Below are 26,865 nucleotides of genomic sequence, written 5' to 3' on the forward strand. Positions count from 1 at the left end.
GTACGTCACCGTGGACGACGCCGAGGCACACCTCCATGGCGCGCCATGGAGCGCCATGGAGAACGCTGATGCCCCCGACGGACCAGGGCCCGCCACGGCTCACGGAGCCGCCTGGCCGGGGACGCCGAGGGCACCATCCGGAGCTTCGGCACGTACGCGCCCCGGATAGCCGCCGACTGCTCCTAATCGCCCCCGGTGTGCACCTGGAAGGCGGCGCGGCGCACGGCCTTCGCCAGGGCGGGGTCCGGGTGCGCCGCGGCGAGCGCGACCAGGACCTGCACGGTGCGGGGGTGGCCGACGGCGCGCACCTCGTCCAGGAGCATGGGGACCGTCGGCTGGACGGCGGACTCCAGGTGCCGTACGAGCATCGGGGCCTCGCCGTGGTCGGCGACGGCGGCCGCGGTGTCGACCCACAGCCAGGTGGCCTCTTCCCGGGTGAGGACCTCGTAGGCGTCCTCGGGGTCGACGCCGTCGTGCTCGGCGAGCCACAGCAGGGCGTAGGGCCGGAGCGTGGGCTCGTCGGCCACGGCGCTGACGTCGGGCTCGGCGGGGGCGCCGACCACGCGCAGCGCCTCGAAGGCGAGGCCGCGCAGGAGGGCGTCGTCGCCGCGGGCCGCGTCGATGAGTTCGCTGACGGCGCTGCCGACGGGCCGGGCGGCGAGCCAGGCGCGGTACTCGGCGCGGGCCGCGTTGGGACGGAGCTGGGCGCAGCCGCGGAGCATGTCCTCGGCGGCCTGCTCGATGTTCCCGGCGGGGCTCTGCGCGGCGACGCAGATCTGCTCCAGCTTGACCCAGACCGCCCAGCTGCCGAGCGGGGTGAGCGTGGCCTGTCCGTCTCCGTAGGTGAGCGCACCGACGGAGCCGAGGGCGTACAGGGCCCAGTCGAGGAGGGGCGCGAGCGGGGTGTCGGGGGCCTGGGGCTGCTGCAGGGGGTCGGGCTGCGGTCCGTAGGGAATCTCGCAGCGCTCCGTGCGCAGTTCGGTGACCCGCTGCGCCAGGAGGTCCAGAAGCTGGTCGACCGGGACGGGTCCGGCGGACAGCTGGAGGAAGGAGAGCACCTGAGGCATGGCCGAGACGACCTCGGCGACGGCCGCGGGCTCGTGCTCCGCGGGCTCGGCGTGAGCGAGCGACCAGGCGTCGAACAGGGCGACCCAGCCGCGCAGTACGGCGCTGTCGTCGCGGTCCCAGGCACGCAGCCGCCAGCCGGGGCGGGCGCTGTCGCCGTGCACCTCGACGAGGCCGGCGAGACGGGCGGTGTCCCAGTCGGCGCGGACCTGAGCCGCGGTCAGGCCCAGGTCGCGGGAGGCCCGTTCCGCGGTCGCCTCGGCGAGGGTGGCCTTGCCGTCGGCTGTCGCGCTGTCGCCGCCCGGGCCGAGGGCGGCGTCCGCCCAGCGGGCGACGCGGGCCGCGGCGGCCAGACCGGAGCGCGCCATTCTGGCCAGCTCCGCGGGCGCCGGTGTGCCCTCCGGAGGGCGGGGCGCGGGGCGGCGCGAGCGCCGCTGGTTCACAGCTGAGGGGGCGGCGGCCAGGGGTCGCGGGCGGACGAGTCGAAGCCTGGAGTCGCGCGGGATACGGGACGTCACGGGTGCAGTCTTCCGGTTGACGGTCGGAAAACCCAAACGGAATGTCACGGGGGGCGACGGGACTGGCCAACGGACGGGGGCGGGCGAGCGGCTCGGGACCGAGAACCGGCCAGTGGTACGGCCTTAAACGGAATCGCGTGTGCTGTTCAGCTCCGCTGCTGCTCACCTCTGGCGGACGGTCACCTCGGCAGGGTCACATCAGCGGGGTCAGGAAGCGGCGCAACGCCTCTTCGTAGGCCTTCGGGTCGGCGTTCCACATCGCTCCGTGCCCAGCCTGCGGCACCGTGCGGAGGGCGATCAGGCCGGGGTGCGCGTCCGCGAGCCGGCGGGAGTACTCCCAGGGGGCCAGCGTGTCGTCGGGGCCGTGGAAGATCAGCGTCGGGACGGTGAGCTGCGCGGCCCCGGCGGTGCGATCGCGTTCCAGGCCGGTGCGCCCCTGGGCGGCCCGCACGGCGAGCGGGAGCAGCGCGCCCGGGGTGCGGCGGGCCGAGGCGAGGGCGCGCAGCGTCGTGGCCCAGCTGAGGACCGGGGAGTCCAGGACCAGCCCCGAGATGCTCTCCCGCAGCGCGGAGTGCGCGGCGGCGCGCAGCGCCATGGTGGCGCCGGTGGACCAGCCGTGCAGCACCACGTGCCTGGCGCCGTGGTTCACGGCGTACCGGATCGCCGCGTCCACGTCGCGCCACTCCGTCTCGCCGAGGTGGTTCAGACCGTCCGGGGAACGGGGGGCGCCGCGGTCGCCGCGGTAGGCGAGGTCAAGCACCGGGAAGCGCTGCCGGTGCAGGAACTCCATCACGTTCATGGGGTGTTCCCTGGTGGCTCCCAGGCCGTGCACCGTGATCACCCAGGTGTTCCGGACGCCGGGCACGAACCAGGCGGGCAGGGAGCCGAGTTCGCCGGGGATGTCCACGTCGGTGTGGTCGAGGCCGAGGGCGGTGCTCGGGTTGCCGATGTGCACGTTCGGGGTCAGCCACACCTTGTCGCCGGGGTCCAGGGCGCCGTGCGTGACCCGCTCCAGGCGGCGGACGACGGTGTCGGCGGAGTGCGTGGCGGTGTCGAGGACGGGGCCGACGACCGCGTGGGTGCCGTCGCCGGAGAGGCCGTAGGTGCCGGGGCGCAGGGCGGCCAGGTCGCGGGTGAGCGCGATCTGGCCGGCGGCCGTGGCGTGCACGGTGAGCCGGGGTTCGGTGGGCAGCGGCCTGCCCGGGGGCGTCTTGAGTGCCGCGTCGCTCGCGAACCGGCCGGCGGCCACGGAGGCCGCGCCGGCTGCCAGGGCTACGGTGACGGCAGCGGCCGTTGCTTTGACGGTGCGCACCCGTCCAGTGTCCTGGCCAACCCGGTCACGGGCCAGCGGGAGGGCGGAACGGGGTGATGCCGATTGCGGTACCGGCACTCTCGGGGCGAGGGTGCCCGGCACCGCTGCGGGCGTGGTGCGCTCAGCCCCGCTGCCCGTACCCCCGGAGCTTCTCGCCCGCCTCCGCCATCTGTTCGCGGGACAGCAGCGCCGGTGACATGCCCGGTACCGACGACGCCGTCAGCCACAGCCGGCACATCCACTCCAGTTGGGCCGTGCGGTCGTAGGCCTGGTCCAGGGTGGTGCCGTAGGTGATCGTGCCGTGGTTCTGGAGGAGGCAGCCGGCGCGGTCGGCGAGGGCGTGGAGCATGTTCTCGGCCAACTCGTCGGTGCCATATGCCGCATAGGGGGCAACCCGGACAGGCCCACCGAGGGCGCCGGCCATGTAGTGGATCGTCGGGAGTTCGGGGACGAGTGTCGAGACGGCCGTCGCGTGCACGGCGTGCGTGTGAACGACGGCGCGGGCGTCGGTGGTGCGGTAGACGGCGAGGTGCATGGGTAGCTCACTGGTCGGGGCCAGGGTGCCGAGCACCTGCCGGCCGTCGAGGTCGACGCCGGTCACATCCGCGGGCGCGAGCCGGTCGTAGGGCACGCCCGACGGCGTGACCAGCACGGTGTCCCCGACGCGCACCGAGACGTTGCCGGACGTGCCGACGACGAGACCGTCGAGGACCGTGCGGCGGGCGGTCGCGACGAGCGCGTCCCAGGCGTGCGCCTCCTCGTCACCCACACCCCTCCCCCGCCCCTCCGGCACATCCCGTGCACCCTCTGGCGCATACCGCTCGCCCCGCTGGTCCCGCTGCCGCTCACCCATACGCCGATCCTGTCAGGCGCACCCCCAACCCGCCGCCGGGCAGGGGCACTTTAGGGCGGAAGCCGGACCTCCGAAAGTCCCCGTACGCGGACACATCCCCCTGTCTTCGCGCTTGGCCGGAGATCGACGAACATTCAACGATCTTCCAGTAATCTCCGGTTGTTTTGTCGTGCACGTCGCCATTCCGGGGGGAAACATGGCTCGTGATCGCAAACCGTTCCGCCGTCGCGCCCGCGTCACAGCGGTCTGTGCGGCCGCACTCGCCATCGGGACGTCCGTCCTCGCCGAGCTTCCGGCCTCGGCGGCGAGCCCGCCGAAGGGGCACGACGTCTCTTCGCACCAGAGGGACGTCAACTGGTCCGACGCGAAGGCCGGAGGCGCCAGGTTCGTATACGTCAAGGCGACCGAGTCCACCGACTACCGCAACCCGTACTTCGGCCGGCAGTACGGCGGCGCCCGCACCGCAGGGATCATCCGCGGTGCGTACCACTTCGCGCTGCCGGACAGGTCGCCGGGCGCGACGCAGGCAGCGTTCTTCGTGCGCAACGGCGGAAGGTGGAGCGCGGACGGCTGGACTCTGCCGCCCGCGCTCGACATCGAGTACAACCCGTACGACTCGAGGCACAAGTGCTACGGCCTGAGCAAGGCGGGCATGGTCGACTGGATCAAGTCGTTCAGCGACGAGCTGAAGCAGCTCACCGGCCGTCGCCCGGTGATCTACACGACCGCCCACTGGTGGAACACATGCACCGGCCGCAGCCGCGCCTTCGCCTCGAACCACGCGCTGTGGATCGCCCGCCACGACTCGGCGGACGCGGGATCACTGCCGGCCGGGTGGTCGTTCTGGACCTTCTGGCAGTACGACAACAGCGGCAGCCTGCCGGGTGACCAGAATCTCTTCAACGGGTCCCAGGCGCAGCTGAGGAGGTTCGCCCGGAGCCAGTGACCAGGGGACAGAAGGGGCCAGGGGGACGCCGAAAGCGGGCGGTACGGCGACCCCCTCATCCAGACACTCCAGAGACCTCCCCAGTTCATCTTCCGTTCACTCAGGTTTCCTACGGTCAACCGACCGATGACTTCGAACGATTGCCTGGGTAAATGGAAAACTTCTCGCTGATCCTCGCGATTGTGGTCGTAACCGCACTCGCGTTTGATTTCACGAACGGTTTCCACGACACCGCCAACGCGATGGCCACCACCATCTCGACCGGCGCGCTCAAGCCCAAGGTCGCGGTGGCCATGTCCGCCGTGCTGAACCTTGTTGGCGCCTTCCTCTCGGTGGAGGTCGCCAACACGATCTCCAAAGGTCTCGTCGACGAGACCGGCATACGTCCCGAGGTCATATTCGCGGCGCTGGTCGGCGCGATCCTCTGGAACCTGCTGACCTGGCTGGTCGGGCTCCCCTCCAGCTCCTCGCACGCCCTGATGGGCGGTCTGATCGGCGCCACCGTCGCCTCGGCGGGTACGGGCGCCGTGCACGGCGACGTGCTCGTCACCAAGGTGCTCATCCCCGCGCTCGCCGCCCCGGTCGTGGCGGGCCTCGCAGCGATGCTCGCGACCCGGCTGTCGTACACCCTGGGCAGGAAGGCCGACGGCAAGGCCGCCGCGAAGGGCTACCGGGCCGGGCAGATCGCCTCCGCGGGCCTGGTCTCGCTGGCCCACGGCACCAACGACGCACAGAAGACGATGGGCATCATCACCCTCGCCCTGGTCGCCGGCGGCGCCGTCGCCCCGGACTCCGACCCGCCCACCTGGGTCATCCTCTCCGCGGGTCTCGCCATCGCGCTCGGCACCTACCTCGGCGGCTGGCGGATCATCCGCACCATGGGCAAGGGCCTCACCGAACTCCAGCCGCAGCAGGGCTTCGCCGCCCAGACCAGCGCGGCCACCGCGATCCTGGCCTCCTCGCACCTCGGCTTCTCCCTGTCCACCACCCACGTCGTCTCCGGTTCGGTGATGGGTGCGGGCCTCGGCCGCAAGGGCGGCGTGGTCCGCTGGTCGACGGCGACCCGGATGCTCGTGGCCTGGTGCCTGACCTTGCCGGCCGCGGCCCTGGTGGGCGCGCTGGCCGAGTCGGTCACCGATCTCGGCGCCTGGGGCACCGCCGTCGTCGCCGTCTTCCTGATCGCCTCCAGCGCGGCCATCTGGAAGCTCTCCCGGCGCGAGGTCGTCGACGCGACGAACGTCAACGAGACCGAGGAACCGGCCGGTGTGGTGACCACGGCGATCGCCGCCGTGGCCCCGCCCCCGGCGGGCACGGTGGCCGAGGACCTGACAGCCACCATCCCCGCCCCGGCCACGGCCGCCACGGCCGTCCCCGACCCCGCGATCCCGCCGGCCGCGGCCGTCTGAGTCCGCGCACCCGGTACGAAGGAAGAGAAGCAGCATGAAGATCGACTGGGCAGCTCTGGGCTCTGTCTTCGGCGTCAGCCTCGCGGTCACCGTGGGCCTCGTGGCCCTGTTCACCCTCGGCATCATGGGCCTGTCACGCCGCGAACGCGCCGCCACGCAGGGCGACTCGGCCGCGGCCGCGGTCACGGCCGCGTACGTGTGCTTCGCGGCATGCGCGGCGGCGGTGGCGTACGGGATCTATCTGGTGGTGGCCAAGGCCTGAGGCCTGGGACCCCTTGGGTGCCGGGACGGTGATCCGTCCCGGCACCACGCGTTTGCGTGACCCCGGCGACCTCTTGGATGTGGGCCTGCGCACACTCCTCCGTCCCAGGTCAACAGCAAGTTGACTGCTCTTCCGGGCCCGTGGTGGACTGCCGGAGCCATGTACGACGGCGCGAGAGGAAGCCGGTGGAAGTCCGGCGCGGTCCCGCCACTGTCACCGGGGTAGGTAGTCCCGGGAGCCAGGAACTCTCACCGTCGGTCTCGTCGAACCAGGGCGTGGACACCCTGAGTGAGGACAAATCGCCATGCGCGGCTGCCGTTTGAGGGGCACCGACCGAGCCCGAGCCCTATCCGACCCAGCGATCGGCTGAGCCCCTTGCGTGCCGATCGCGTCTTCGCGTACGGCGCCGCCGCCGGCCTTCTCGGTGACCTCCTGCTCGGCGATCCGCGCCGTGGGCATCCGGTCGCCGCGTTCGGGCGGGCCGCCGGTGCCGTGGAACGGGTGTTGTGGCGTGACCACCGCGGGTGGGGCGCGTTGCATGCCCTTGTGTGCGCCGGTGGAGCCGTCGGGATCGGTGCGGTCGCCGTCTCCGCCGTACGTCGCTCCCCCGCCGCCTCCGTCGCGGTGACCGCCGCCGCCACCTGGGCCGTCGTCGGGGGGACTTCGCTCGCTCGTGAGGCCCGGAGCATCGGGCGCGCACTGGAGTCGGGTGACGTCGAGGGTGCCAGGACCCGGCTGCCGCATCTGTGCGGGCGGGATCCGCAGGCTCTGGACGCCGACGGGATCGCGCGGGCCGTCGTCGAATCCGTCGCGGAGAACACCTCCGACGCGGTGGTGGGGGCCCTGGTGTGGGGGGCCGTCGGCGGGGTGCCGGGGCTGCTCGGGTTCCGGGCCGTCAACACCCTCGACGCCATGGTCGGGCACAGGTCGCCCACGTACCGGCGCTACGGGTGGGCTTCCGCGCGGCTGGACGACGTGGCGGGCTGGCCGGGAGCCAGGCTGACCGCCGTACTGGCGACGGTCGCCGGTGATGACCCGCGTGGCGCGGTACGGGCCTGGCGGTCCGACGCCGGCGGGCATCCGAGCCCCAACGCCGGTCCCGTGGAGGCCTCGTTCGCCGGGGCTCTCGGGGTACGGCTCGGCGGGACCCTGTCGTACGGGGGGCGGGTCGAGCACCGGCCGGTCCTGAACCGGGTGGGCCGGGCCGTCGGCGTGCCCGACATCGAGCGGGCCGTACGGCTCTCGCGCCGCGTCGGACTGCTCGCGCTCGGCGTCAGTGTCGCCGCGCGCCTCATGGTGAAGGGACACAGGAAATGAGCGGTGGTCTGCTCGTCGCCGGTACCACCTCCGACGCCGGCAAGAGCGTCGTCACCGCCGGGATCTGTCGTTGGCTCGTGCGGCAAGGCGTCAAGGTCGCGCCCTTCAAGGCGCAGAACATGTCGCTCAACTCGTTCGTCACCCGGGAGGGCGCCGAAATCGGGCGGGCTCAGGCCATGCAGGCGCAGGCCTGCCGGATCGAACCCACCGCGCTCATGAATCCCGTGCTGCTCAAGCCCGGTGGCGAGCAGAGCAGTCAGGTCGTGCTGATGGGCAAGCCGGTCGGCGAGCTGAGTGCGCGCGGGTTCTTCGCGGAGCCCGGAGGGTCGCCCCCCGGCAGCGGCCTGCAAGGGGGGCGGCAGCAGCTTCTCGGCACCGTCCTCGACTGCCTCGCCGGGTTGCGGGGCACGTATGACGCCGTGATCTGTGAGGGGGCGGGTTCTCCCGCCGAGATCAACCTGCGGCGTACCGACATCGTGAACATGGGGATCGCCCGGAACGCGCGGCTTCCCGTGCTCGTGGTCGGGGACATCGACCGTGGCGGCGTCTTCGCCTCCTTCTTCGGGACCGTCGCACTTCTCTCGCCCGAGGACCAGGAACTCGTCGCCGGGTTCCTCGTCAACAAGTTCCGGGGAGACGTCGGCCTGCTGGAGCCCGGGCTCGACATGCTGCACGGCCTCACCGGGCGGCACACCTACGGCGTCCTGCCCTTCCGGCACGGTCTCGGCATCGACGAGGAGGACGGCCTGCGGCCCGCCTTCAAATCAAGCACAGCCCTGCGCGGGACGGCGCTCGAGTCGAACGTCGCGCCGCCCCTCGGTGAGGACGTGCTGCGCGTCGCCGTCTGCGCGGTCCCCCTCATGTCCAACTTCACCGACGTGGACGCGCTGGCCGCCGAACCGGGTGTCCTCGTGCGGTTCGTGGACCGGCCCGAGGAGCTGGCCGACGCCGACCTCGTCATCGTTCCGGGCACCCGGGGCACGGTGAAGGCCCTGGAGTGGCTGCGGGAGCGCGGCCTTGCGGACGTCCTGGTGCGAAGGGCGCTGGAGCAGCGGCCCGTCCTCGGCATCTGCGGTGGCTACCAGATCCTCGGCGAGCACATCGAGGACGAGGTCGAGAGCCGGCGCGGACACGTCGAGGGCCTCGGAGTCCTGCCCGTGCGGGTGCGGTTCGCCCGCGAGAAGACCCTCACGCGGCCGGTTGGCCAAGCCCTCGGCGAGCCCGTCGAGGGGTACGAGATCCATCACGGGGTCGCCGAGGTCACCGGCGGGGAAGCCTTCATCTCCGACGACGGGGGACACAGCCTGGACGGCTGCCGGGTCGGCCGGACCTGGGGCACGCACTGGCACGGTTCGCTGGAGTCGGACGGCTTCCGGCGGGCCTTCCTGCGGGAGGTGGCGGCCGCCGCGGGCCGCCGCTTCGTGCCGGCCCCCGACACCTCGTTCGCCGCGCTGCGCGAGGAGCAGCTCGACCGGCTCGGCGACCTGATCGAACAGCACGCGGACACGGACGCGCTGTGGCGGCTCATCGAGTCGGGCGCGCCGCAAGGACTGCCTTTCATTCCACCGGGAGCGCCCGCATGAGCACAGTGTTGTTGTTGTCGACCGCCGACACGGATCTGCTGGCGGCCCGGGCCGCCTCCGGTGCCGACTACCGGATCGGCAACCCGACCCGCGTGGACGTGGCGGAGGAACTGCCCGGGCTGCTCGACGGCGCGGACATCGCCGTCGTACGGCTGCTCGGCGGGAAGCGGGCCTGGGAGGACGGGCTCGCCGCGCTCAGGGCGTCCGGCGTACCGACCGTGCTGCTCGGCGGGGAGACCGTGCCGGACGCGGAGTTGATGGCCGAGTCGTCGGTGCCCGCCGGTGTGGTCGCCGAGGCGCTCAGGTACCTCGTCGAGGGCGGGCCCGCCAACCTCACCGAGCTGGCCCGGTTCCTGTCCGACACCGTGCTGCTGACCGGTGAGGGTTTCCTCGAACCGCAGAAGATGCCCGAACACGGCGTCCACGGCGAGCGGGAGTTCACCGAGGGGCGGCCGACCGTCGGCGTGCTCTTCTACCGGGCCCATGAGCTGAGCGGCAACACCGCCTTCGTGGACACCCTGTGCGACGCGATCGAGGCACGCGGCGCCAACGCCCTTCCGGTGTACTGCGGTTCGCTGCGCGGCGCGGACCCGGCGCTGTACGAGACCCTCGCAAGGGCCGACACCCTGGTGGCCACGGTCCTGGCCGCGGGCGGCACGCACGCCTCCCACGCCTCGGCCGGCGGCGACGAGGAGGCATGGGACATCGGGGCGCTCGCCGATCTCGACGTCCCCGTCCTGCAGGGCCTGTGCCTCACCTCCTCGCGGGACGCCTGGGACGAGTCGGACGCCGCGCTGTCCCCGATGGACGCGGCGATGCAGGTCGCGATCCCGGAGTTCGACGGGCGCCTGATCACCGTTCCGTTCTCGTTCAAGGAGCAGGGCCCCGAGGACGTGCCCGTGTACGTCGCCGACCCGGAGCGGGCCGCGCGGGTCGCCGGAATCGCCGTACGGCACGCACGGTTGAGGCACAAGCCGAACGCGGACAAGAAGCTGGCGCTCGTCTTCACCGCCTACCCGACCAAGCACTCGCGCGTCGGCAACGCGGTCGGCCTGGACACGCCCGCCTCGGCGGTCCGGGTGCTGGACGCCCTGAAGGACGCCGGGTACGGGGTCACCGCATACCCGGCGGGCGGCGACGAGTTGATCCACCGGCTCATCGCGGCCGGCGGTCACGACGTCGAGTGGCTGACCGAGGAGCAGCTGGCCTCCGCGCCCGCCCGCGTACCGCTCGCGGACTATCAGGCGTGGTTCGACAAGCTCGACCCCGAGCTGCGGGACGGGATGCTGGAGGCGTGGGGTGAGCCGCCGGGCTCCCTCTACGTCGACGGGGACGACATCGTGCTCGCGTCCCTGCAGTTCGGGAACGTCGTCGTGATGATCCAGCCGCCGCGTGGTTTCGGCGAGAACCCGATCGCGATCTACCACGACCCCGACATGCCGCCCTCGCACCACTACATGGCGGCCTATCGCTGGCTGGAGGCTGCGACATCGGAGGGGGGCTTCGGCGCCGACGCGATCGTCCACATGGGCAAGCACGGCACGATGGAGTGGCTGCCGGGCAAGGGCCTGGGGCTCTCGCGCGGGTGCGCGCCGGACGCCGTGCTCGGCGAACTGCCGCTGATCTACCCCTTCATCGTCAACGACCCCGGCGAGGGCACCCAGGCCAAGCGGCGCGGGCACGCCACGGTCGTCGACCACCTCGTACCGCCGATGGCCCGTGCCGACACCTATGGCGACCTGGCCAAGCTGGAGCAGCTGCTCGACGAGTACGCGCTGGTCTCCGACCTGGACCCGACGAAGGCGCCTGCCGTGCGGGCCCAGATCTGGACGCTGGTCAAGGCGGCCGAGCTGCACCACGACCTGCACGTGGACGAGCAGCCGCAGGACGGCGACTTCGACGAGTTCGTCATGCACATCGACGGCTATCTGTGCGAGATCAAGGACGTGCAGATCAGGGACGGTCTGCACATTCTCGGCGGCGGACCGGTCGGTGAGCCGCGCGTCAATCTGGTACTCGCCGTGCTGCGTGCCTCGCAGGTGTGGGGCGGACAGGCGAACGCGCTGCCGGGGCTCAGGGCTTCGCTCGCGGCTCATTTCGGGCTGGCCGAGAAGGAGTTGCTCGCCGAGCCGGGTGCGCCGGTGAAGGTGCCGGTGGAGCTGAGTGACCTCGTCGAGGGGCCGTCCCGTACGGCCGCCGACGCCATCGACCTGCTGGAGCAGCTGTGCCGGCGGATCGCGGAGGGGATGGAGGCGAGGGAGTGGGCCGTCACCGAGAGCCGCGCCCTCGCGCGTGACGTCCTCGGCACCGAACTCCCGGACGCCGTCGCGGTGTTGGAGTTCGCCTGCAACGAGGTGGTGCCCCGGCTGGCGAGGACGACCGACGAGATCGGCCACATCCTCAAGGCCCTCGACGGCGGTTACGTTCCCGCCGGTCCCTCCGGCTCCCCCACCCGCGGACTGGTCAACGTCCTGCCGACCGGCCGGAACTTCTACTCCGTCGACCCCAAGGCCATCCCTTCCAGGCTGAGCTGGGAGGTCGGCCAGTCCCTCGCCGACTCGCTCGTCCAGCGGTACCTGCAGGACACGGGCGACTATCCGAAGTCCGTCGGCCTGACGGTCTGGGGCACGTCCGCGATGCGCACCCAGGGCGACGACATCGCCGAGATCCTGGCGCTGCTGGGCTGCCGGCCGGTGTGGGACGACGCCTCGCGCAGGGTGACCGGCTTCGAGGTCGTCGGCCTCGCGGAGCTCGGCCGCCCGCGCATCGATGTCACCGTCCGCATCTCCGGCTTCTTCCGGGACGCGTTCCCGCACGTCGTCGGGCTGATCGACGACGCCGTCCGCGCGGTCGCCGAGCTGGACGAGCCCGCCGACCGGAACTTCGTGCGGGCCCACGCCGACGAGGACACGGCCGAGCACGGCGACCGGCGGCGCGCTACGGCCCGTGTCTTCGGCTCCAAGCCGGGGGCCTACGGGGCGGGGTTGCTGCCGCTGATCGACGCCCGCAACTGGCGCTCCGACGCCGACCTCGCCGAGGTGTACGCGGTGTGGGGCGGCTACGCGTACGGCCGCGGGCTCGACGGACGGGCCGCTCGCGGGGACATGGAGACCGCGTTCCGGCGGATCAACGTCGCCGCCAAGAACGTCGACACCCGCGAGCACGATCTCGTCGACGCCGACGACTACTTCCAGTACCACGGCGGCATGGTCGCCATGGTGCGGCATCTGACGGGCGAGAGTCCCGAGGCGTACGTCGGCGACTCCGCCACCCCGGACCAGGTGAAGACCCGGACGCTGGGCGAGGAGACCCACCGTGTCTTCCGCGCCCGCGTGGTCAACCCGCGCTGGATGGCGGCGATGCGGCGGCACGGCTACAAGGGCGCCTTCGAGATGGCGGCGACCGTCGACTACCTCTTCGGCTACGACGCCACGGCCGGCGTCGTGGACGACTGGATGTACGAGAAACTCAGCGCCGAGTACGTCTTCGCCCCGGAGAACCGGGAGTTCATGAAGAAGTCCAACCCGTGGGCGCTGCGCGGGATCACCGAGCGCCTGCTGGAGGCCGCGGACCGCGGCCTGTGGGCCGAGCCGGACGCGCAGACGCTGGAGCAGCTGCGCGCCACGTACCTGGAGCTTGAAGGCGACTTGGAGGGCGACCAGTGACCACCCCCTTCCCCTTTACGGCCGTGGTCGGCCAGGACGACCTGCGGCTCGCGCTGCTGCTGAACGCCGTGTCGCCGGCCGTGGGCGGTGTGCTGGTGCGCGGCGAGAAGGGCACCGCCAAGTCGACGGCCGTACGCGCGCTTTCGGCGCTGCTGCCGGAGGTGGCGGTCGTCCCCGGGTGCCGCTTCTCCTGCGATCCCGCGAAGCCGGACCCGGAATGCCCGGACGGGCCGCACGAGGCCGGCTCCGGCACTCAACGGCCCGCGCGGATGGTCGAGTTGCCCGTCGGCGCCTCCGAGGACCGGCTCGTGGGCGCCCTCGACATCGAGCGGGCGCTGGCCGAGGGCGTCAAGGCCTTCGAGCCCGGCCTGCTCGCGGACGCGCACCGCGGGATCCTCTACGTCGACGAGGTCAATCTCCTGCACGACCACCTCGTCGACCTGCTGCTGGACGCGGCCGCGATGGGCGCCTCCTATGTCGAACGCGAGGGCGTCTCCGTCCGGCACGCCGCCCGTTTCCTTCTCGTCGGCACCATGAACCCCGAAGAGGGCGAACTGCGGCCGCAGTTGCTCGACCGGTTCGGGCTGACGGTGGAGGTGGCGGCCTCCCGGGAGCCCGACCAGCGGGTGGAGGTCGTACGGCGGCGGCTCGCCCACGACGACGATCCGCCCGCCTTCGCGGCGCGTTGGGCGGACGAGGAGAGGGCGGTACGTCAGCGGATCGTCGCCGCACGCAAGTTGCTGCCGTCGGTGCGGCTGGGCGACGGGCCGCTGCGGCAGATCGCGGCGACCTGTGCCGCCTTCGAGGTGGACGGCATGCGGGCCGACATCGTGATGGCCCGTACCGCGACCGCGCTGGCTGCGTGGGCCGGGCGGACCGAGGTGCTGGCCGAGGACGTACGGCAGGCGGCGCTGCTCGCGCTGCCGCACCGGCGGCGGCGTAATCCCTTTGACGCTCCGGGACTTGACGAGGACAAGCTCGACGAGACGCTGGAGGAGTTCGGGGAGCCCGAGGACGACGATCCTGGGCCGGACGGGCCCGGTGGTGGGGGTGGCGGGCAGCCGCCCTCCGAGTCGGACGGTCCGCAGGGTGGTGACACCGGTGCCCGGCCCGAGCCCGGGGAGGGCGGCGAGCCGCAGGCCTCGGGAGCGGCCGAGCAGTCCGCCGTACGCGCCGCCGAGCCGTTCCGCACCAAGGTGCTGAGCGTGCCCGGGATCGGTGAGGGCGCGTCCGGGCGGCGTTCGCGGGCGCGGACGGAGCACGGCCGGACGACGGGTGCCCGACGGCCCCGGGGCGCGCTCACCAAACTGCACCTGGCGGCGACCGTGCAGGCCGCCGCGCCGCATCAGCGGGCGCGTGGCCGGTCGGGGCGGGGGCTGGTCGTGCGGCGGGACGATCTGCGGCAGGCGACCCGGGAGGGGCGCGAGGGCAACCTCGTGCTGTTCGTGGTCGACGCCTCCGGGTCGATGGCGGCCCGGCAGCGGATGAGTGCCGTGAAGGGCGCCGTGCTCTCGCTGCTGCTGGACGCGTATCAGCGGCGGGACAAGGTGGGGCTGGTGACGTTTCGGGGGGCGGCCGCCGATGTCGCGCTGCCGCCGACCTCGTCCGTGGACGCGGCGGCCGTCCGGCTGGAGACGTTGCCGACCGGTGGCCGTACGCCTCTTGCGGCCGGGTTGCTGAAGGCGCACGACGTGCTCCGGGTGGAGCGGTTGCGCGATCCGGCGCGGCGGGCGCTGGTCGTGGTGGTCACCGACGGGCGGGCCACGGGCGGCCCTGAGCCGGTCGCGCTCGCCGGGCGGGCGGCCCGGCTGTTCGCGGCCGAGGGGGTCGCCTCCGTGGTCGTCGACTGCGAGTCGGGGCCCGTACGGCTGGGGCTGGCCGGACAGCTCGCCGGGGAGCTCGGCGGTGCGGCGGTGACGCTCGACGAGTTGCGGGCGGACTCGATCGCCGGCCTGGTGAGGGATGTACAGGGCACGCAGGGAACTTCGAGGAGGGCCGCGTAATGCCGCAGGGGCAGCCGAGTGTGGTGCCGGACGACGGACTGACGACCCGTCAGCGACGTAATCGGCCGCTGGTCGTCGTGCACACGGGCATCGGGAAGGGCAAGTCCACGGCCGCCTTCGGGCTGGCGCTGCGGGCCTGGAACCAGGGGTGGCCGATCGGGGTGTTCCAGTTCGTCAAGTCGGCCAAGTGGAAGGTCGGCGAGGAGAACGCGCTGCGGGTGCTCGGCGCCTCGGGTGAAGGCGGAAGCGTCGACTGGCACAAGATGGGCGAGGGGTGGTCCTGGGTTCAGCGGGACTCCCAGATGGACAACGAGGAGAAGGCCCGGGAGGGCTGGGAGCAGGTCAAGCGGGACCTCGCCGCCGAGACGTACAGGCTGTATGTGCTCGACGAGTTCGCGTATCCGATGCACTGGGGGTGGGTGGACACCGACGAGGTCGTGGAGGTGCTGCGGGAGCGGCCGGGGACCCAGCACGTGGTCATCACCGGGCGGAACGCGCCGGAGAAGCTCGTCGGGTTCGCCGACCTCGTGACCGACATGTCCAAGGTCAAGCATCCGATGGACGAGGGCCAGAAGGGTCAGAGGGGCATCGAGTGGTAACTGCAGTGCCCCGGCTGGTCATTGCCGCGCCGACGTCCGGCAGCGGCAAGACCACCGTCGCCACGGGTCTGATGGCCGCGCTCGCCGCGCGGGGGCTTGCCGTGTCTCCCCACAAGGTCGGCCCGGACTACATCGACCCCGGGTATCACGCGCTCGCCACCGGGCGGGTGGGGCGCAACCTCGACGCGTACCTGTGCGGGCCGGAGCTGGTCGGGCCGTTGTTCCTGCACGGGGCCCGCGGGTGTGACATCGCCGTCGTCGAGGGTGTGATGGGCATGTTCGACGGGGCCGCGGGGGAAGGTGAACTGGCGTCCACGGCTCATGTGGCGAAGCTGCTCGGGGCACCAGTGGTGCTGGTCGTCGACGCTTCGTCGCAGTCGCGGTCCGTGGCGGCGCTGGTGCACGGGTTCGCGTCCTGGGATCCCGCGGTGCGGGTCGGCGGTGTGATCCTCAACAAGGTCGCGTCCGACCGGCACGAGGAGTTGCTGCGGGAGGCGCTGGAGTCGGCCGGGGTGCCTGTCCTGGGCGTGCTGCGACGGGTCGCGCAGGTGGACACGCCGTCTCGGCATCTGGGGTTGGTGCCGGTCGCCGAGCGGCGGGCCGCGGCGGTGGAGGCTGTTGCCGCGATGGCCGCACAGGTGAGCGCGGGGTGTGATCTCGACGGGTTGGTCGCGCTGGCGCGCAGCGCGGGTGCGTTGTCGTGTGCGGGGTGGGATGCGGCTGAGGCAGTGGCTTCCTCGCCCCCGCCGCCCCTTCCCGTCGCGTCCCCGGGGGCTGCCGCTCCCGTACCCCCGCTTCGGCCCGCAGGGCCTCGTCCTCGGACGGCGGACGGGCCGGTGGTCGCCGTCGCCGGTGGGGCCGCCTTCACCTTCTCCTATGCCGAGCACGGTGAACTGCTGGCTGCCGCCGGTGCCGAGGTCGTCGTCTTCGATCCGCTGCGGGATGAGCAACTGCCCGACGGGGCAAGCGGGTTGGTCATCGGAGGCGGATTCCCCGAGGTGTATGCCGCTGAGCTGTCCGCCAACGAACCCCTGCGCAAAGCCGTCGCGGACCTCGCGGCGAGCGCCGCTCCCGTCGCCGCCGAGTGTGCCGGGCTGCTGTACCTGTGCCGGGAGATCGACGGGCTGCCCATGTGCGGGGTGCTCGATGCCGACGCGCGCATGTCCGAGCGGCTGACCCTCGGGTATCGGGATGCCGTCGCCGTGAGCGACAGTGTGCTGGCCGCCGCCGGGACCCGGATGCGGGGGCACGAGTTTCATCGCACGGTCGTCGAGCCCGGGGCGGGAGCGTCTCCCGCATGGGGCGTGCGCGCCCCGGCGCCGCGCGTCGAAGGTTTCGTACAACAAGGTGTGCACGCGAGTTATGTGCACACGCACTGGGCGTCCGAGCCCGGTGTCGCCCGTCGGTTCGTGGAGAGGTGCCGGACGTCATGAGCAGCAGCAGGCTGATCGGGGTCGGGGTGGGTCCCGGGGATCCGGAGCTGGTGACCGTCAAGGGCGTCAACGCCCTGCGGGCGGCCGATGTCGTCGTCGTACCCGTGATGGCCTCGCCCGACGGGAAGGACGGCGGGGAGCGCGGGCGGGCCGAGGCCACCGTGCTGCACTACGTTCCGCAGGAGAAGGTCGTCCGGGTCGTGTTCGCCCTCAACGAGCGCAGCGACCGGGCGCGGCGGGAGGCCGCCTGGGACGCGGCCGGGGAGCGGGTCGCCGGACTGCTGCGGGAGCGCGGCACCGTCGCGTTCGCCACCATCGGCGATCCCAACGTGTACTCGACCTTCACCTATCTCGCGCTGACCATCGCCGAACTGGTGCCGGGGACCGTGGTGGAGACCGTGCCCGGGATCACCGCGATGCAGGATCTGGCGGCGCGGTCGGGGGCTGTGCTCACCGAGGGCACCGAGCCGCTCACCCTCGTGCCCGTCACCGCCGGGGCGGCCGTACTCAAGGACGCGCTCAACGGGCCCGGCACCGTCGTCGCCTACAAGTTCGGGCGGCAGGCCGGCGAGGTCGCCGAGGCGCTGCGCGAGACCGGGCGGCTCGCCGACGCGGTGTGGGGTTCGGCGCTGGGGCTGGACTCCGAGTCGATCCGGCCGGCCGCCGAAATCGACGGCGCCCCGCTGCCGTACCTTTCCACGCTCATCGCGCCCGCGCGGCGTGAGGGCGGGCGGGGCGGCAAGTTGTGAGACTCGGCGAAGGGCCCGTCTCAGCTCGCGATGCCCACCACCAGCCAGATGAACAGCACGCCCGCCACCGTGCACAGCAGGGTCGAGCGGGCGGGGTGTTCGTGGTGCGCCTCGGGCAGGATCTCGGCCGCGGCGAGATAGAGGAGTACGCCGCCGAAGAGACCCAGATAGCCACCGAGCAGGCCCGCCGGGATGGTGACGAACGCGGTCGAGGCCGCGCCGACGACCGGTGCCGCCGCGTCCGCGAACAGCATCGTGAGCGCCTTGCGGCGGGCGTTCCCGTACAGGCTCGTGATCGTGTACGTGTTGAAGCCGTCCGCGAAGTCGTGGGCGACCACGGCCAGCGCGACCGCCGTGCCCATGCCTCCGCCGACCTGGAAGGCCGCGCCGATCGCCACGCCGTCCATGGCGCTGTGCCCGACCATCGCGGCGGCCGCGGTCAGGCCCACCTCGGGAGCCCGGCCGTCCGTCTCCTCCCCGCCGTGGGAGGCCTGGCGGGCGGCCAGCAGCCGTTCCACCAGGTGGGCCAGCAGGAACCCTGCCACGAACAGGAGCAGGGCCGCCGGGACGCCGAAGACCTCGCCGCCCGCCGCCTTGAGCGCCTCCGGCAACAGGTCCAGGCCGACCACACCGAGCATCAGGCCGCCGGCCAGGCCGAGGACCAGATGGCGACGGTCGGTCACCCGCTGTGCCGTCCAGCCGCCGGCCAGCGTCATCAGGAACGCGCCGAGCGCGACGAAGACCGCCATGTGCCCTTGCTATCCGATCAACCCCCGTCCGCGCACATCCGGCGGCCGTTCCGGCGCCACCCTTAAGACCTTTTGTACGAGAGAGGACCGATTTCCATGGCCGATGCCCCCACCGGCAAGGTGACCTTCGTCGGTGCCGGCCCCGGCGCCGCCGACCTGTTGACGTTCCGTGCCGCGCGCGCCATCGCCGAGGCCGACGTCGTGATCTGGGCCGCGAGCCTGGTCCAGGCGGAGGTCCTCGAGCACGCGCGCGAGGGTGCGGAGATCCTCGACTCGGCGACGATGTCGCTGGAGGACGTCGTCGCCGTCTACGAGCGGGCCCGGGACGAGGGCCTGCGTGTTGCTCGTATTCACTCCGGTGATCCCGCCCTGTGGGGCGGTACGCAGGAGCAGCTCGACCGGTGTGCGCGGATCGGCATCGGGACGGAGGTCGTGCCGGGCGTGTCCGCGTTCTCGGCCGTCGCCGCTCTCGCGCAGCGCGAGCTGACCATTCCCGAGGTCGCGCAGTCGGTGGTCCTCACCCGGCTCGGCGGCGGCAAGACGCCCATGCCGCCCGGGGAGGAGGTGCGGGAGTTCGCCAAGCACGGCACGACCATGGCGATCTTCCTGTCCGCCGCCCGCAGCGGGCAGCTGGTGCGGGAACTGCTGGAGGGCGGCTATCCGACGTCCACGCCGGTCGTCGTCGCCTACCAGGCGACCTGGCCGGAGGAGCTGGTGGTGCGGTGCACGATCGGGACGCTGGAGGAGACGGTCAAGGAGCACAAGCTCTGGAAGCACACCCTCTTCCTGGTCGGGCCGGCGCTGGGCGCCGAGGGCACCCGCTCGCACCTGTACCACCCCGGTCACTTCCACGGCTATCGCAAGGCCGACCCGGAGGCCCGCAAGGCCCTGCGCTCGCGGGGTGCCAGTACGTGATCACGGTTGTCGGTACGGGGACGGGCGCGCCGGTTCCGCTCGATGCGGTGGCGGGGGCCGAGCTCGTCGTGGGCGGGCGACGGCACCTGGACGCCGTACGGCTGCCCGAGACCGCCGAGCGCATCGTCCTCGGGCCGCTCGCGCCCGCCCTGGACGCCATGGAGGAGTACGTCCGTAAGGACCGGCGCGTGGTCGTGCTGGCCTCCGGGGACCCCGGGTTCTTCGGGATCGTGCGGGCGTTGGCCGAGCGGTTCGGTGCGCGGCGCCTCGACGTGCGGCCCGGTGTCTCCTCCGTCGCCACCGCCTTCGCCCGGCTGCGGCTGACCTGGGACGACGCGGTCGTCGTCAGCGCGCACGGGCGGGATCCGCGCACGGCCGTCAACGTGTGCCGGGCGCACCCGAAGGTCGCCGTGCTGACCGGTCCCGGTGCCGGTCCGGCGGAACTCGGCGCCGCGCTCGCCCGCACGGCGCCCGGGCGGGTCCTCGTCGTCGCCTCCGCGCTCGGCTCTCAGGAGGAGCGCCTGGAGCGGGTCTCCCCCGCCGAGGCCGCGGGCCGCGACTGGGGTACGGCGGTGAGCGTCGTGCTGTGCCTGGACGAGACGCGGGTGCTCGGTCCCGTACGGACGCTCGCCTGCGCGGCTGCCCTGCCGCCGGCGGGGTGGGCGCTGGACGAGGGCGACTTCGCGCACCGCGACTCGATGATCACCAAGTTCGAGGTGCGGGCGCTGGCCCTGGCGCGGCTCGGGCCGCGCACCGGCGACCTGGTCTGGGACGTCGGCTCCGGGTCGGGTTCGGTGGCCGTGGAGTGCGCGCGGCTGGGCGCCGCGGTCAGCGCGGTCGAGAAGGCCCCGGACGGGGTGGAGCGGATCCGCGCCAACGCGGGTGCGCACGGTGTCGACGTGCACGTGGTGCACGGGGAGGCGCCCGCGGTGCTGTCCCGACTCGACGATCCCGACGCGGTGTTCGTCGGGGGCGGTGGGCGCGAGTTGCCCGGGATCGTCGGCGCGTGCGCGCGGCGGGCCCGGCGGACGGTCGTGGTCGCCCTGGCCGCACTGGACCGGGTACCCGCGGTACGCACCGCGCTCACCGGCGCCGGTTTCGACTGCGACGGAGTGCTGTTGCAGTCGTCACGGCTGGCGCCACTGCCGGGGGACGTGTCCCGGCTGGCGGCGACCAATCCCGTTTTCCTGCTGTGGGGTGCACGAACCCCCGTCTCCAGTGAAGGAGTTGCTCTGTGATCGGCCTCATTTCCGCCACCGCGGCGGGGGCGGCGGCACGCGACCGGCTGGCCGCGGCGTGGCCGGACCGCACGCGGGTGTACGAGGGTCCCGTCAAGGACGCCGTACGGGCCGCGTTCGCGGAGTGCGAGCAGCTCGTGTGTTTCCTGGCGACCGGGGCCGTCGTACGGCTTGTGGCGCCCCTGCTGGGTGACAAGACGTCCGACCCGGGTGTGGTGTGCGTCGACGAGGGCGGGCGGTTCGCCGTGTCGCTGCTGGGTGGGCACGGGGGCGGCGCCAATGAACTCGCTGTGCAGGTGGGTGAGTTGCTGGGTGCCGAGCCGGTGGTGACCACGGCGACGGACGCCGTCGGCATCCCCGGCCTGGACACGCTCGGTCTTCCCGTGGAGGGCGACGTCGCCGGTGTGACGCGGGTCCTGCTGGACGGCGAGCCGGTCGCGATGGACGCCGAGGTGGCATGGCCACTGCCGCCGTTGCCGTTCGCGGCGCGGGGCACGCACACCGTCCGGCTCACGGATCGCGCTGTCGAACCGTCCGACGGTGAGGTGCTGCTGCGTCCGCCGTCCCTCGTCGTGGGTGTCGGCGCGTCCAGGGGCGCCCCGGCCGACGAGGTACTCGCCCTGGTCGAGGACGCGTTGCGGGACGCGGGACTGTCGCCTCTCAGCGTCGCCCGGCTCGCCACCGTGGACGCCAAGCGCGAGGAGCCCGGCATCGTCGAGGCGGCCGCACGGCTCGGGGTGCCCCTGATGACGTACTCCGCCCAGGAGTTGACGGGGGTCGAGGTCCCCAACCCCTCCGACGCGCCTCTCTCGGCCGTGGGTACCCCCTCCGTCGCCGAGGCCGCCGCGCTCGTACGGGGCGGTGAACTCCTCGTCCCCAAGCGGAGGTCGGCGCGCGCCGACGGGCACGCCTCGATGGCGACCTGCGCTGTCGTACGACGTCCCGCGCGCGGCCGGCTCGCGGTCGTCGGGCTCGGCCCCGGCGCTCGCGATCTGCTCACCCCGCGCGCCACGACCGAACTGCGCCGCGCCGCCGTGCTCGTGGGCCTCGACCAGTACGTCGACCAGATCCGCGACCTGCTGCGGCCCGGTACCCGGATCCTGGAGTCCGGGCTGGGCGCGGAGGAGGAGCGGGCGCGGACCGCGGTGGCCGAGGCCCGGACGGGGCAGGCCGTCGCGCTGATCGGCAGCGGGGACGCCGGCGTGTACGCGATGGCCTCCCCGGCGCTCGCCGAGGCCTCGGACGACATCGACGTGATCGGGGTACCGGGTGTCACCGCCGCGCTGGCGGCCGGGGCGATCCTCGGCGCACCGCTGGGCCACGACCACGTCTCGATCAGCCTCTCCGACCTGCACACGCCGTGGGAGGTCATCGAGCGGCGAGTGCGCGCGGCGGCCGAGGCCGACATCGTGGTCACCTTCTACAACCCCCGTTCCCGGGGCCGGGACTGGCAGTTGCCGAAGGCGCTGGCGATCCTCGCCGAGCACCGGGAGCAGACGACGCCGGTCGGTGTCGTACGCAACGCGTCCCGGCCGGACGAGTCCAGCCGGGTCACCTCCCTGGTCTCGCTCGACCCGGCGACGGTCGACATGATGACGGTGGTGACCGTGGGCAACACGGCGACCCGTGAGATCGCGGGCCGCATGGTGACCCCGCGCGGCTACCGCTGGCAGGACACGTCGACGACGAGCGGCTCCGCCGCGGGGCAGGGGCAGGAGGGCGCCCGGTGAACCGTGTGCTTCCGGCGGTCCGGCGGCCCTCCCGGGCCGTCCGGTGCCACCCCGTTTCCCCGCCCGAGTCAGTGCCCGCCACCCGGCCCGCCACACAGCCTGCAGCACAGTCCGCCGCACATCCCGAGGAGACATCGTGACCACCCCGCCGCCCGCCCTGCTCATCGCCGGTCATGGCACCCGGGACGAGGCCGGAGCCGAGGCGTTCCGCGACTTCGTACGGCAGCTGGGAGCCCGCCGCCCCGATCTGCCCGTCGCCGGCGGCTTCATCGAGCTGTCTCCGCCGCCGCTGGGCGAGGCGGTCACCGAGCTGGTGGAGCAGGGGGTACGGCGTTTCGCCGCCGTGCCGCTGATGCTGGTGTCCGCCGGGCACGCCAAGGGGGACATCCCGGCGGCGCTGTCGCGCGAAAAGGAGCGGCACGCGGGGATCTCGTACGCGTACGGGCGTCCGCTGGGCCCGCACCCCTCGCTGCTCGCGGTCCTGGAGCGGCGGCTGGACGAGGCGCTCGGCTCCACCGTGTCCTCGCCCGAGGAGCGCGCCGACGTGACCGTGCTGCTGGTCGGGCGCGGATCCACCGACCCCGATGCCAACGCCGAGGTGCACAAGGCGGCGCGGCTGCTGTGGGAGGGGCGCGGGTACGCGGGTGTGGAGACGGCGTTCGTGTCGCTGGCGGCACCCGACGTGCCCAGCGGCCTGGACCGGTGCGTCAGGCTGGGCGCCCGGCGGATCGTGGTCCTGCCGTACTTCCTCTTCACCGGCATCCTGCCGGACCGGGTGAAGCAGCAGACCGAGGACTGGGCGGCCGCGCACCCGGAGGCCGAGGTGCGCTCGGCGGACGTCATCGGCCCGGAGCCGGAGCTGCTCGACCTCGTGATGGAGCGGTACGAGGAGGCCGTGAAGGGTGATCTGCGGATGAACTGCGACTCGTGCGTGTACCGCATCGCGCTGCCCGGCTTCGAGGACAAGGTCGGTCTGCCGCAGCAGCCGCACTTCCACCCCGACGACGACGGTCACCATCACCACCACGGCGGACATGCCCATGCGCACTGAGGACGGCGCCGGGCCCGACCTGCGCCACCACGGGGACGCCGAGGTCCGTGACGACGGCTCCGCGCTGGTCGACCTGGCGGTGAACGTCCGCGCGGACACACCGCCGGCCTGGCTGCGCGAGCGCATCGCCCGTTCCCTCGGCTCGCTCGCGGCCTATCCGGACGGGCGGGCCGCGCGGGCGGCGGTGGCGGCGCGGCACGGGCTTGCGGTGGAGCGGGTGCTGCTGACGGCGGGCGCGGCCGAGGCTTTCGTGCTGCTGGCCCGGGCGCTGAAGGTGCGCCGGCCGGTGGTGGTCCACCCGCAGTTCACGGAGCCGGAGGCGGCACTGCGGGACGCGGGCCACTCGGTGCACCGGGTCCTGCTGCGGGCGGAGGACGGCTTCCGGCTGGATGCGGCGGCCGTCCCCGACGACGCGGACCTGGTGCTGATCGGCAACCCGACGAACCCCACCTCCGTCCTCCACTCCGCCTCGGTCATCGCTCGACTCGCCCGTCCTGGGCGGACGCTGGTGGTCGACGAGGCGTTCATGGACGCGGTGCCCGGTGAGCGGGAGGCGCTGGCCGGCCGGACGGATGTGCCGGGTCTGGTGGTCCTGCGCAGCCTGACCAAGACCTGGGGGCTGGCGGGACTCCGGATCGGCTACGTCCTCGCCGCCCCGGAGACCATCGCCGACCTGGAGCGCGCCCAGCCCCTGTGGCCGGTGTCCACGCCCGCACTGGCGGCCGCCGAGGCCTGCGTCGCCCCGCAGGCGCTGGCGGAGGCGGCCCATGCGGCGTACCGCGTCGCCACGGACCGGGCCCATCTGGTCGCCGGACTGCGGGAGTTCGCCTCGGACGGGCTGCGGGTCGCCGAACCGGCCGAGGGCCCCTTCGTCCTCGTACGGCTGCCCAGGGCGGTGGCCGTGCGCCGGCATCTGCGGGACCTGGGCTTCGCCGTACGGCGCGGTGACACGTTCCCGGGGCTGGGCGAGGAGTGGCTGCGCCTTGCGGTACGGGACCGGGCGACGGTCAACTCCTTTCTGCAGGCACTGGACCGGGCGCTGACGCTGGCGTCGCATCACTGATCCACCGGTGTTCACGTCGACCGTGCATCAGGCGGGTCGACAGCCCGGACAGAGAAGGCTTCCCTTCCCTGTCAGGGCTGTCGTTCGGCTGTCGTTGGGGCTGTCGGTTCAGTCGGTTCGGCTCCGACCGCGGCGCGCCAGCGCCACCGCTCCTCCGCCCGCGACGAGCAGGGCGATCGCGCCGCCCGCGACGTACGGCGTCATGGAACTGCCGCCGGTCTCGGCAAGACCCGCCTCCTCGCCGCGGGCACCCTGCGCCTCGACGTCACCGGAGGGATCCGCGCCCGGCTTCACCGCCGCCGCGGCCGGTGCCTCGCAGGTCGCCTTCGCCAGGGTCAGCGTGCCCTCGACATCGGCCACGTTGAGCTTCAACGGGTTGACGGAGACGTTGAGTTCCAGTGCGGTGGCGGCCGCCGTGCGTGACGTGGTCTGCGTCTTCGACAGGTCGAGGCGCACCTCGCCGACGCCGGGCACCTTGACGTCCGTGGTGCCGCCGGTCGTCAGGGTGACCTTCTTGCCCAGGACGGTCACCGAGCCGAGCAGGTTCGAGGAGGCCACGGGCGTCTTCCCGGGCACACAGGTCGCCTTGGAGGTGACCTTCTCGATGTCGATGAGGGACAGCAGCGGCAGGCCGGGGACATGGAGGCTGGCGTGGGCGAGGTTGGTCGAGCCCTCGGCCGCGGCGGAGGTGACGGACGCCTTCGCCGTCGCCACCTTCGCGTCCAGCACGCTGAAGGGCTTTCCGCCGTCCACGCCGTCCAGCGTGGCGGTCAGTGCGGTCTTTTCGGCGTTCCGCGGGGCCTCGACCTGGTTGAGGGAGACCGCGAGCGGGACGTTCACGGTCTTGTTGAGCAGGGACACATCGAGCCCGGTGCGCAGCACCACGGCGCTCGCGTGCCCCTGGTCGCCGGTCGCGTGCGCGCTGGCCGCGCCGGCCAGGGCCGCGGGACCGGCGGCGAGGGCCGTGGCCGTCGCGACGGTGACGAGACGGCGTGCGGACAGCGGGAAGTTCTTGCCGTTCAAGGCGGGACCCCTCGGAGGAGACATGCTCGGGACCCGCCAAGAATTACCCACGACGAGTGAACCGGCGGCATTCCAGCGCCACTTCACCCCATCGTGCGTTCCCCGTGAACATTTTCGAATCCCACGGCACAGGCGTTCCACGCTTTCACCGCCGCACCACCTTCTGTCCGAATACGACGGTTGACGCAGCGGCGCACAAGCCGGAGCGCATCGCGTCAACTAGCCGACGACCCGCCCGTTCAGCACTATCCGTCGCGGCGCCGCCAACACCCGTACGTCGGCCCGCGGATCGTCCTCGTAGACGACGAGGTCGGCCGGTGCGCCCTCCTCCAGCCCCGGCCGCCCGAGCCACTTCCGCGCGCCCCATGTCGTCGCCGACAGCGCCTCGACGGGCGGGATGCCGGCGGCGACCAGCTCCGCCACCTCGCCCGCCACCAGCCCGTGGGCGAGGTGACCGCCGGCGTCGGTGCCGACGTACACCGGGATCCCCGCGTCGTAGGCGCCCCGCACGGTGTCGTAGCGGCGCTCGTGCAGCCGCCGCATATGGGCCGACCACTGCGGGAACCTGGCCTCGCCGCCGTCCGCGAGCTCCGGGAAGGTCGCGATGTTGACGAGGGTGGGGACGATCGCGACGCCGCGTTCGGCGAAGAGCGGGACGAGGTCGTCCGTCAGGCCGGTGGCGTGCTCGATGCAGTCGATGCCGGCCTCGACCAGGTCCCGCAGGGAGTTCTCGGCGAAGCAGTGCGCGGTGACGCGGGCGCCCAGGCGGTGGGCCTCGGCGATGGCCGCCTCCACCGCGTCCCGCGGCCAGCTGGGGGCCAGATCGCCGAGGTCGCGGTCGATCCAGTCGCCGACCAGCTTCACCCAGCCGTCGCCGCGGCGTGCCTCCTGGGCGACGTACGCGACCAGGTCCTCCGGCTCGATCTCCCAGGCGTAGCCCCGCATGTAGCGGCGGGTGCGGGCGATGTGGCGGCCCGCCCTGATGATCTTCGGGAGGTCCTCGCGGTCGTCGGCCCAGCGGGTGTCCGAGGGAGAGCCCGCGTCGCGGATGAGCAGGGTGCCCGCCTCGCGGTCGGTCAGCGCCTGCTTCTCGGCCACGTCCCGCTCGACCGGGCCGTGCGGGCCGAGGCCCACGTGGCAGTGGGCGTCGACCAGGCCGGGCAGGGCCCAGCCCTCGACGGTACGGATGTCGCGGGCGCCGGCGGGACGGTCGTAGGAGATCCGGCCGCCGACGACCCACAGTTCGTCACGGACGTCGTCGGGCCCGGCCAGGACCCGGCCCTTCACGTGAAGCACCGCGTGATCGCTCATGGACTGCACCCTAACCAGCGGGCCCGGGCGTCACTGCCCCCAGGACGGCGGCCCTTCGAAACCCAGCATGAACA

At 72.9% G+C, this 26,865-nt stretch carries 21 protein-coding genes and 1 riboswitch; of the genes, 15 read left to right on the plus strand and 6 right to left on the minus strand.

From position 1 onward, the window contains the following. Window positions 1-182: 182 nt before the first annotated feature. From OOK07_RS09345 to OOK07_RS09355, 3 genes are all read right to left on the minus strand, one after another. Window positions 183-1,433 (minus strand): hypothetical protein, encoded by a 1,251-nt coding sequence (locus OOK07_RS09345; RefSeq protein ID WP_266678684.1) that lies wholly within the window; start codon window positions 1,431-1,433, stop codon window positions 183-185. Window positions 1,434-1,776: 343 nt separating this feature from the next. After that, window positions 1,777-2,895 (minus strand): alpha/beta hydrolase family protein, encoded by a 1,119-nt coding sequence (locus tag OOK07_RS09350; protein ID WP_266678686.1) that lies wholly within the window; start codon window positions 2,893-2,895, stop codon window positions 1,777-1,779. 121 nt (window positions 2,896-3,016) lie between these two features. Next, window positions 3,017-3,748: a class II aldolase/adducin family protein gene (locus tag OOK07_RS09355; protein ID WP_266795889.1), complete on the minus strand. Its 732-nt coding sequence runs from the start codon at window positions 3,746-3,748 to the stop codon at window positions 3,017-3,019. Between the two features lie 196 nt (window positions 3,749-3,944). On the opposite strand from OOK07_RS09355, the gene OOK07_RS09360 reads away from it, so the two are divergent. The 10 genes from OOK07_RS09360 to cobI all read left to right on the plus strand — a co-directional run bounded on the left by OOK07_RS09360 (window position 3,945) and on the right by cobI (window position 17,711). Beyond that, the gene (locus OOK07_RS09360) at window positions 3,945-4,694 is read left to right on the plus strand and encodes a lysozyme (RefSeq protein ID WP_266795890.1); all 750 of its coding nucleotides are present in this window, start codon (window positions 3,945-3,947) and stop codon (window positions 4,692-4,694) included. A 152-nt stretch (window positions 4,695-4,846) separates the two neighbouring features. Continuing rightward, window positions 4,847-6,100, plus strand: coding sequence for an inorganic phosphate transporter (locus OOK07_RS09365; RefSeq protein ID WP_266678692.1), 1,254 nt, complete (start codon window positions 4,847-4,849; stop codon window positions 6,098-6,100). A 34-nt stretch (window positions 6,101-6,134) separates the two neighbouring features. Then, window positions 6,135-6,362, plus strand: coding sequence for a hypothetical protein (locus OOK07_RS09370; RefSeq protein ID WP_266678694.1), 228 nt, complete (start codon window positions 6,135-6,137; stop codon window positions 6,360-6,362). A gap of 127 nt (window positions 6,363-6,489) precedes the next feature. Beyond that, a riboswitch (cobalamin riboswitch) is annotated at window positions 6,490-6,629 on the plus strand. A 108-nt stretch (window positions 6,630-6,737) separates the two neighbouring features. Beyond that, window positions 6,738-7,679: a cobalamin biosynthesis protein gene (locus OOK07_RS09375; protein ID WP_266678696.1), complete on the plus strand. Its 942-nt coding sequence runs from the start codon at window positions 6,738-6,740 to the stop codon at window positions 7,677-7,679. Next, window positions 7,676-9,262 (plus strand): cobyric acid synthase, encoded by a 1,587-nt coding sequence (locus OOK07_RS09380; protein ID WP_266678698.1) that lies wholly within the window; start codon window positions 7,676-7,678, stop codon window positions 9,260-9,262. Before OOK07_RS09375 ends, OOK07_RS09380 begins: the two co-directional genes overlap by 4 nt. Beyond that, window positions 9,259-12,927: a cobaltochelatase subunit CobN gene (gene cobN, locus OOK07_RS09385; protein ID WP_266795892.1), complete on the plus strand. Its 3,669-nt coding sequence runs from the start codon at window positions 9,259-9,261 to the stop codon at window positions 12,925-12,927. The genes OOK07_RS09380 and cobN overlap by 4 nt, the downstream gene beginning before the upstream one ends. After that, window positions 12,924-14,930 carry a putative cobaltochelatase gene (locus OOK07_RS09390; RefSeq protein WP_266678702.1) on the plus strand — a complete coding sequence of 669 codons (2,007 nt, stop codon included), beginning with the start codon at window positions 12,924-12,926 and terminating at the stop codon, window positions 14,928-14,930. The genes cobN and OOK07_RS09390 overlap by 4 nt, the downstream gene beginning before the upstream one ends. After that, on the plus strand, window positions 14,930-15,529 hold the full coding sequence (cobO, locus tag OOK07_RS09395; protein WP_266678704.1) for a cob(I)yrinic acid a,c-diamide adenosyltransferase: 600 nt from the start codon (window positions 14,930-14,932) through the stop codon (window positions 15,527-15,529). Before OOK07_RS09390 ends, cobO begins: the two co-directional genes overlap by 1 nt. Continuing rightward, window positions 15,523-16,962, plus strand: a complete 1,440-nt coding sequence (locus OOK07_RS09400) for a cobyrinic acid a,c-diamide synthase CobB (protein WP_266795894.1) — start codon at window positions 15,523-15,525, stop codon at window positions 16,960-16,962. Before cobO ends, OOK07_RS09400 begins: the two co-directional genes overlap by 7 nt. Beyond that, window positions 16,959-17,711 carry a precorrin-2 C(20)-methyltransferase gene (gene cobI / locus OOK07_RS09405; RefSeq protein ID WP_266678708.1) on the plus strand — a complete coding sequence of 251 codons (753 nt, stop codon included), beginning with the start codon at window positions 16,959-16,961 and terminating at the stop codon, window positions 17,709-17,711. Before OOK07_RS09400 ends, cobI begins: the two co-directional genes overlap by 4 nt. Window positions 17,712-17,731: 20 nt before the next feature. On the opposite strand, the gene OOK07_RS09410 is transcribed toward cobI, so the two are convergent. Then, the gene (locus OOK07_RS09410; RefSeq protein ID WP_266678710.1) at window positions 17,732-18,460 is read right to left on the minus strand and encodes a ZIP family metal transporter; all 729 of its coding nucleotides are present in this window, start codon (window positions 18,458-18,460) and stop codon (window positions 17,732-17,734) included. 96 nt (window positions 18,461-18,556) lie between these two features. On the opposite strand from OOK07_RS09410, the gene cobM reads away from it, so the two are divergent. From cobM to cobC, 5 genes are all read left to right on the plus strand, one after another. Beyond that, complete coding sequence (gene cobM / locus OOK07_RS09415) at window positions 18,557-19,375, plus strand: precorrin-4 C(11)-methyltransferase (protein ID WP_266678712.1); 819 nt, start codon at window positions 18,557-18,559, stop codon at window positions 19,373-19,375. After that, a complete protein-coding gene (cbiE, locus tag OOK07_RS09420; RefSeq protein ID WP_266795896.1) occupies window positions 19,372-20,613 on the plus strand; it encodes a precorrin-6y C5,15-methyltransferase (decarboxylating) subunit CbiE in 1,242 nt (413 codons plus the stop codon). Before cobM ends, cbiE begins: the two co-directional genes overlap by 4 nt. Beyond that, a complete protein-coding gene (cobJ, locus tag OOK07_RS09425) occupies window positions 20,610-22,343 on the plus strand; it encodes a precorrin-3B C(17)-methyltransferase (RefSeq protein ID WP_266795897.1) in 1,734 nt (577 codons plus the stop codon). The genes cbiE and cobJ overlap by 4 nt, the downstream gene beginning before the upstream one ends. Window positions 22,344-22,479: 136 nt before the next feature. After that, entirely contained in the window at window positions 22,480-23,394 is a 915-nt protein-coding gene (locus tag OOK07_RS09430; RefSeq protein WP_266795899.1) for a sirohydrochlorin chelatase, read from the plus strand. Next, window positions 23,378-24,457 (plus strand): Rv2231c family histidinol phosphate aminotransferase CobC, encoded by a 1,080-nt coding sequence (cobC, locus tag OOK07_RS09435; RefSeq protein ID WP_405672517.1) that lies wholly within the window; start codon window positions 23,378-23,380, stop codon window positions 24,455-24,457. The genes OOK07_RS09430 and cobC overlap by 17 nt, the downstream gene beginning before the upstream one ends. A 108-nt stretch (window positions 24,458-24,565) precedes the next feature. Here the strand turns inward: cobC and OOK07_RS09440 are convergent, their stop codons facing one another. Together OOK07_RS09440 and OOK07_RS09445 are read right to left on the minus strand one after the other, a co-directional pair. Continuing rightward, complete coding sequence (locus OOK07_RS09440) at window positions 24,566-25,480, minus strand: SCO1860 family LAETG-anchored protein (protein ID WP_266795901.1); 915 nt, start codon at window positions 25,478-25,480, stop codon at window positions 24,566-24,568. 219 nt (window positions 25,481-25,699) lie between these two features. Further along, complete coding sequence (locus OOK07_RS09445) at window positions 25,700-26,791, minus strand: amidohydrolase family protein (RefSeq protein WP_266795903.1); 1,092 nt, start codon at window positions 26,789-26,791, stop codon at window positions 25,700-25,702. Window positions 26,792-26,865: the final 74 nt, after the last annotated feature.

The organism is Streptomyces sp. NBC_00078 (assembly GCF_026343335.1).
Lineage (GTDB): Bacteria > Actinomycetota > Actinomycetes > Streptomycetales > Streptomycetaceae > Streptomyces.

Coding starts and splice junctions, on each gene's coding strand:
- OOK07_RS09345 (WP_266678684.1), bottom strand. CDS start 1,433: ATGGCGCGCTCCGGTCTGGCCGCCGCGGCCCGCGTCGCCCGCTGGGCG.
- OOK07_RS09355 (WP_266795889.1), bottom strand. CDS start 3,748: ATGGGTGAGCGGCAGCGGGACCAGCGGGGCGAGCGGTATGCGCCAGAG.
- OOK07_RS09360 (WP_266795890.1), top strand. CDS start 3,945: ATGGCTCGTGATCGCAAACCGTTCCGCCGTCGCGCCCGCGTCACAGCG.
- OOK07_RS09365 (WP_266678692.1), top strand. CDS start 4,847: ATGGAAAACTTCTCGCTGATCCTCGCGATTGTGGTCGTAACCGCACTC.
- OOK07_RS09370 (WP_266678694.1), top strand. CDS start 6,135: ATGAAGATCGACTGGGCAGCTCTGGGCTCTGTCTTCGGCGTCAGCCTC.
- OOK07_RS09380 (WP_266678698.1), top strand. CDS start 7,676: ATGAGCGGTGGTCTGCTCGTCGCCGGTACCACCTCCGACGCCGGCAAG.
- cobN (WP_266795892.1), top strand. CDS start 9,259: ATGAGCACAGTGTTGTTGTTGTCGACCGCCGACACGGATCTGCTGGCG.
- cobO (WP_266678704.1), top strand. CDS start 14,930: ATGCCGCAGGGGCAGCCGAGTGTGGTGCCGGACGACGGACTGACGACC.
- cobI (WP_266678708.1), top strand. CDS start 16,959: ATGAGCAGCAGCAGGCTGATCGGGGTCGGGGTGGGTCCCGGGGATCCG.
- OOK07_RS09410 (WP_266678710.1), bottom strand. CDS start 18,460: ATGGCGGTCTTCGTCGCGCTCGGCGCGTTCCTGATGACGCTGGCCGGC.
- cobM (WP_266678712.1), top strand. CDS start 18,557: ATGGCCGATGCCCCCACCGGCAAGGTGACCTTCGTCGGTGCCGGCCCC.
- cobC (WP_405672517.1), top strand. CDS start 23,378: ATGCCCATGCGCACTGAGGACGGCGCCGGGCCCGACCTGCGCCACCAC.
- OOK07_RS09445 (WP_266795903.1), bottom strand. CDS start 26,791: ATGAGCGATCACGCGGTGCTTCACGTGAAGGGCCGGGTCCTGGCCGGG.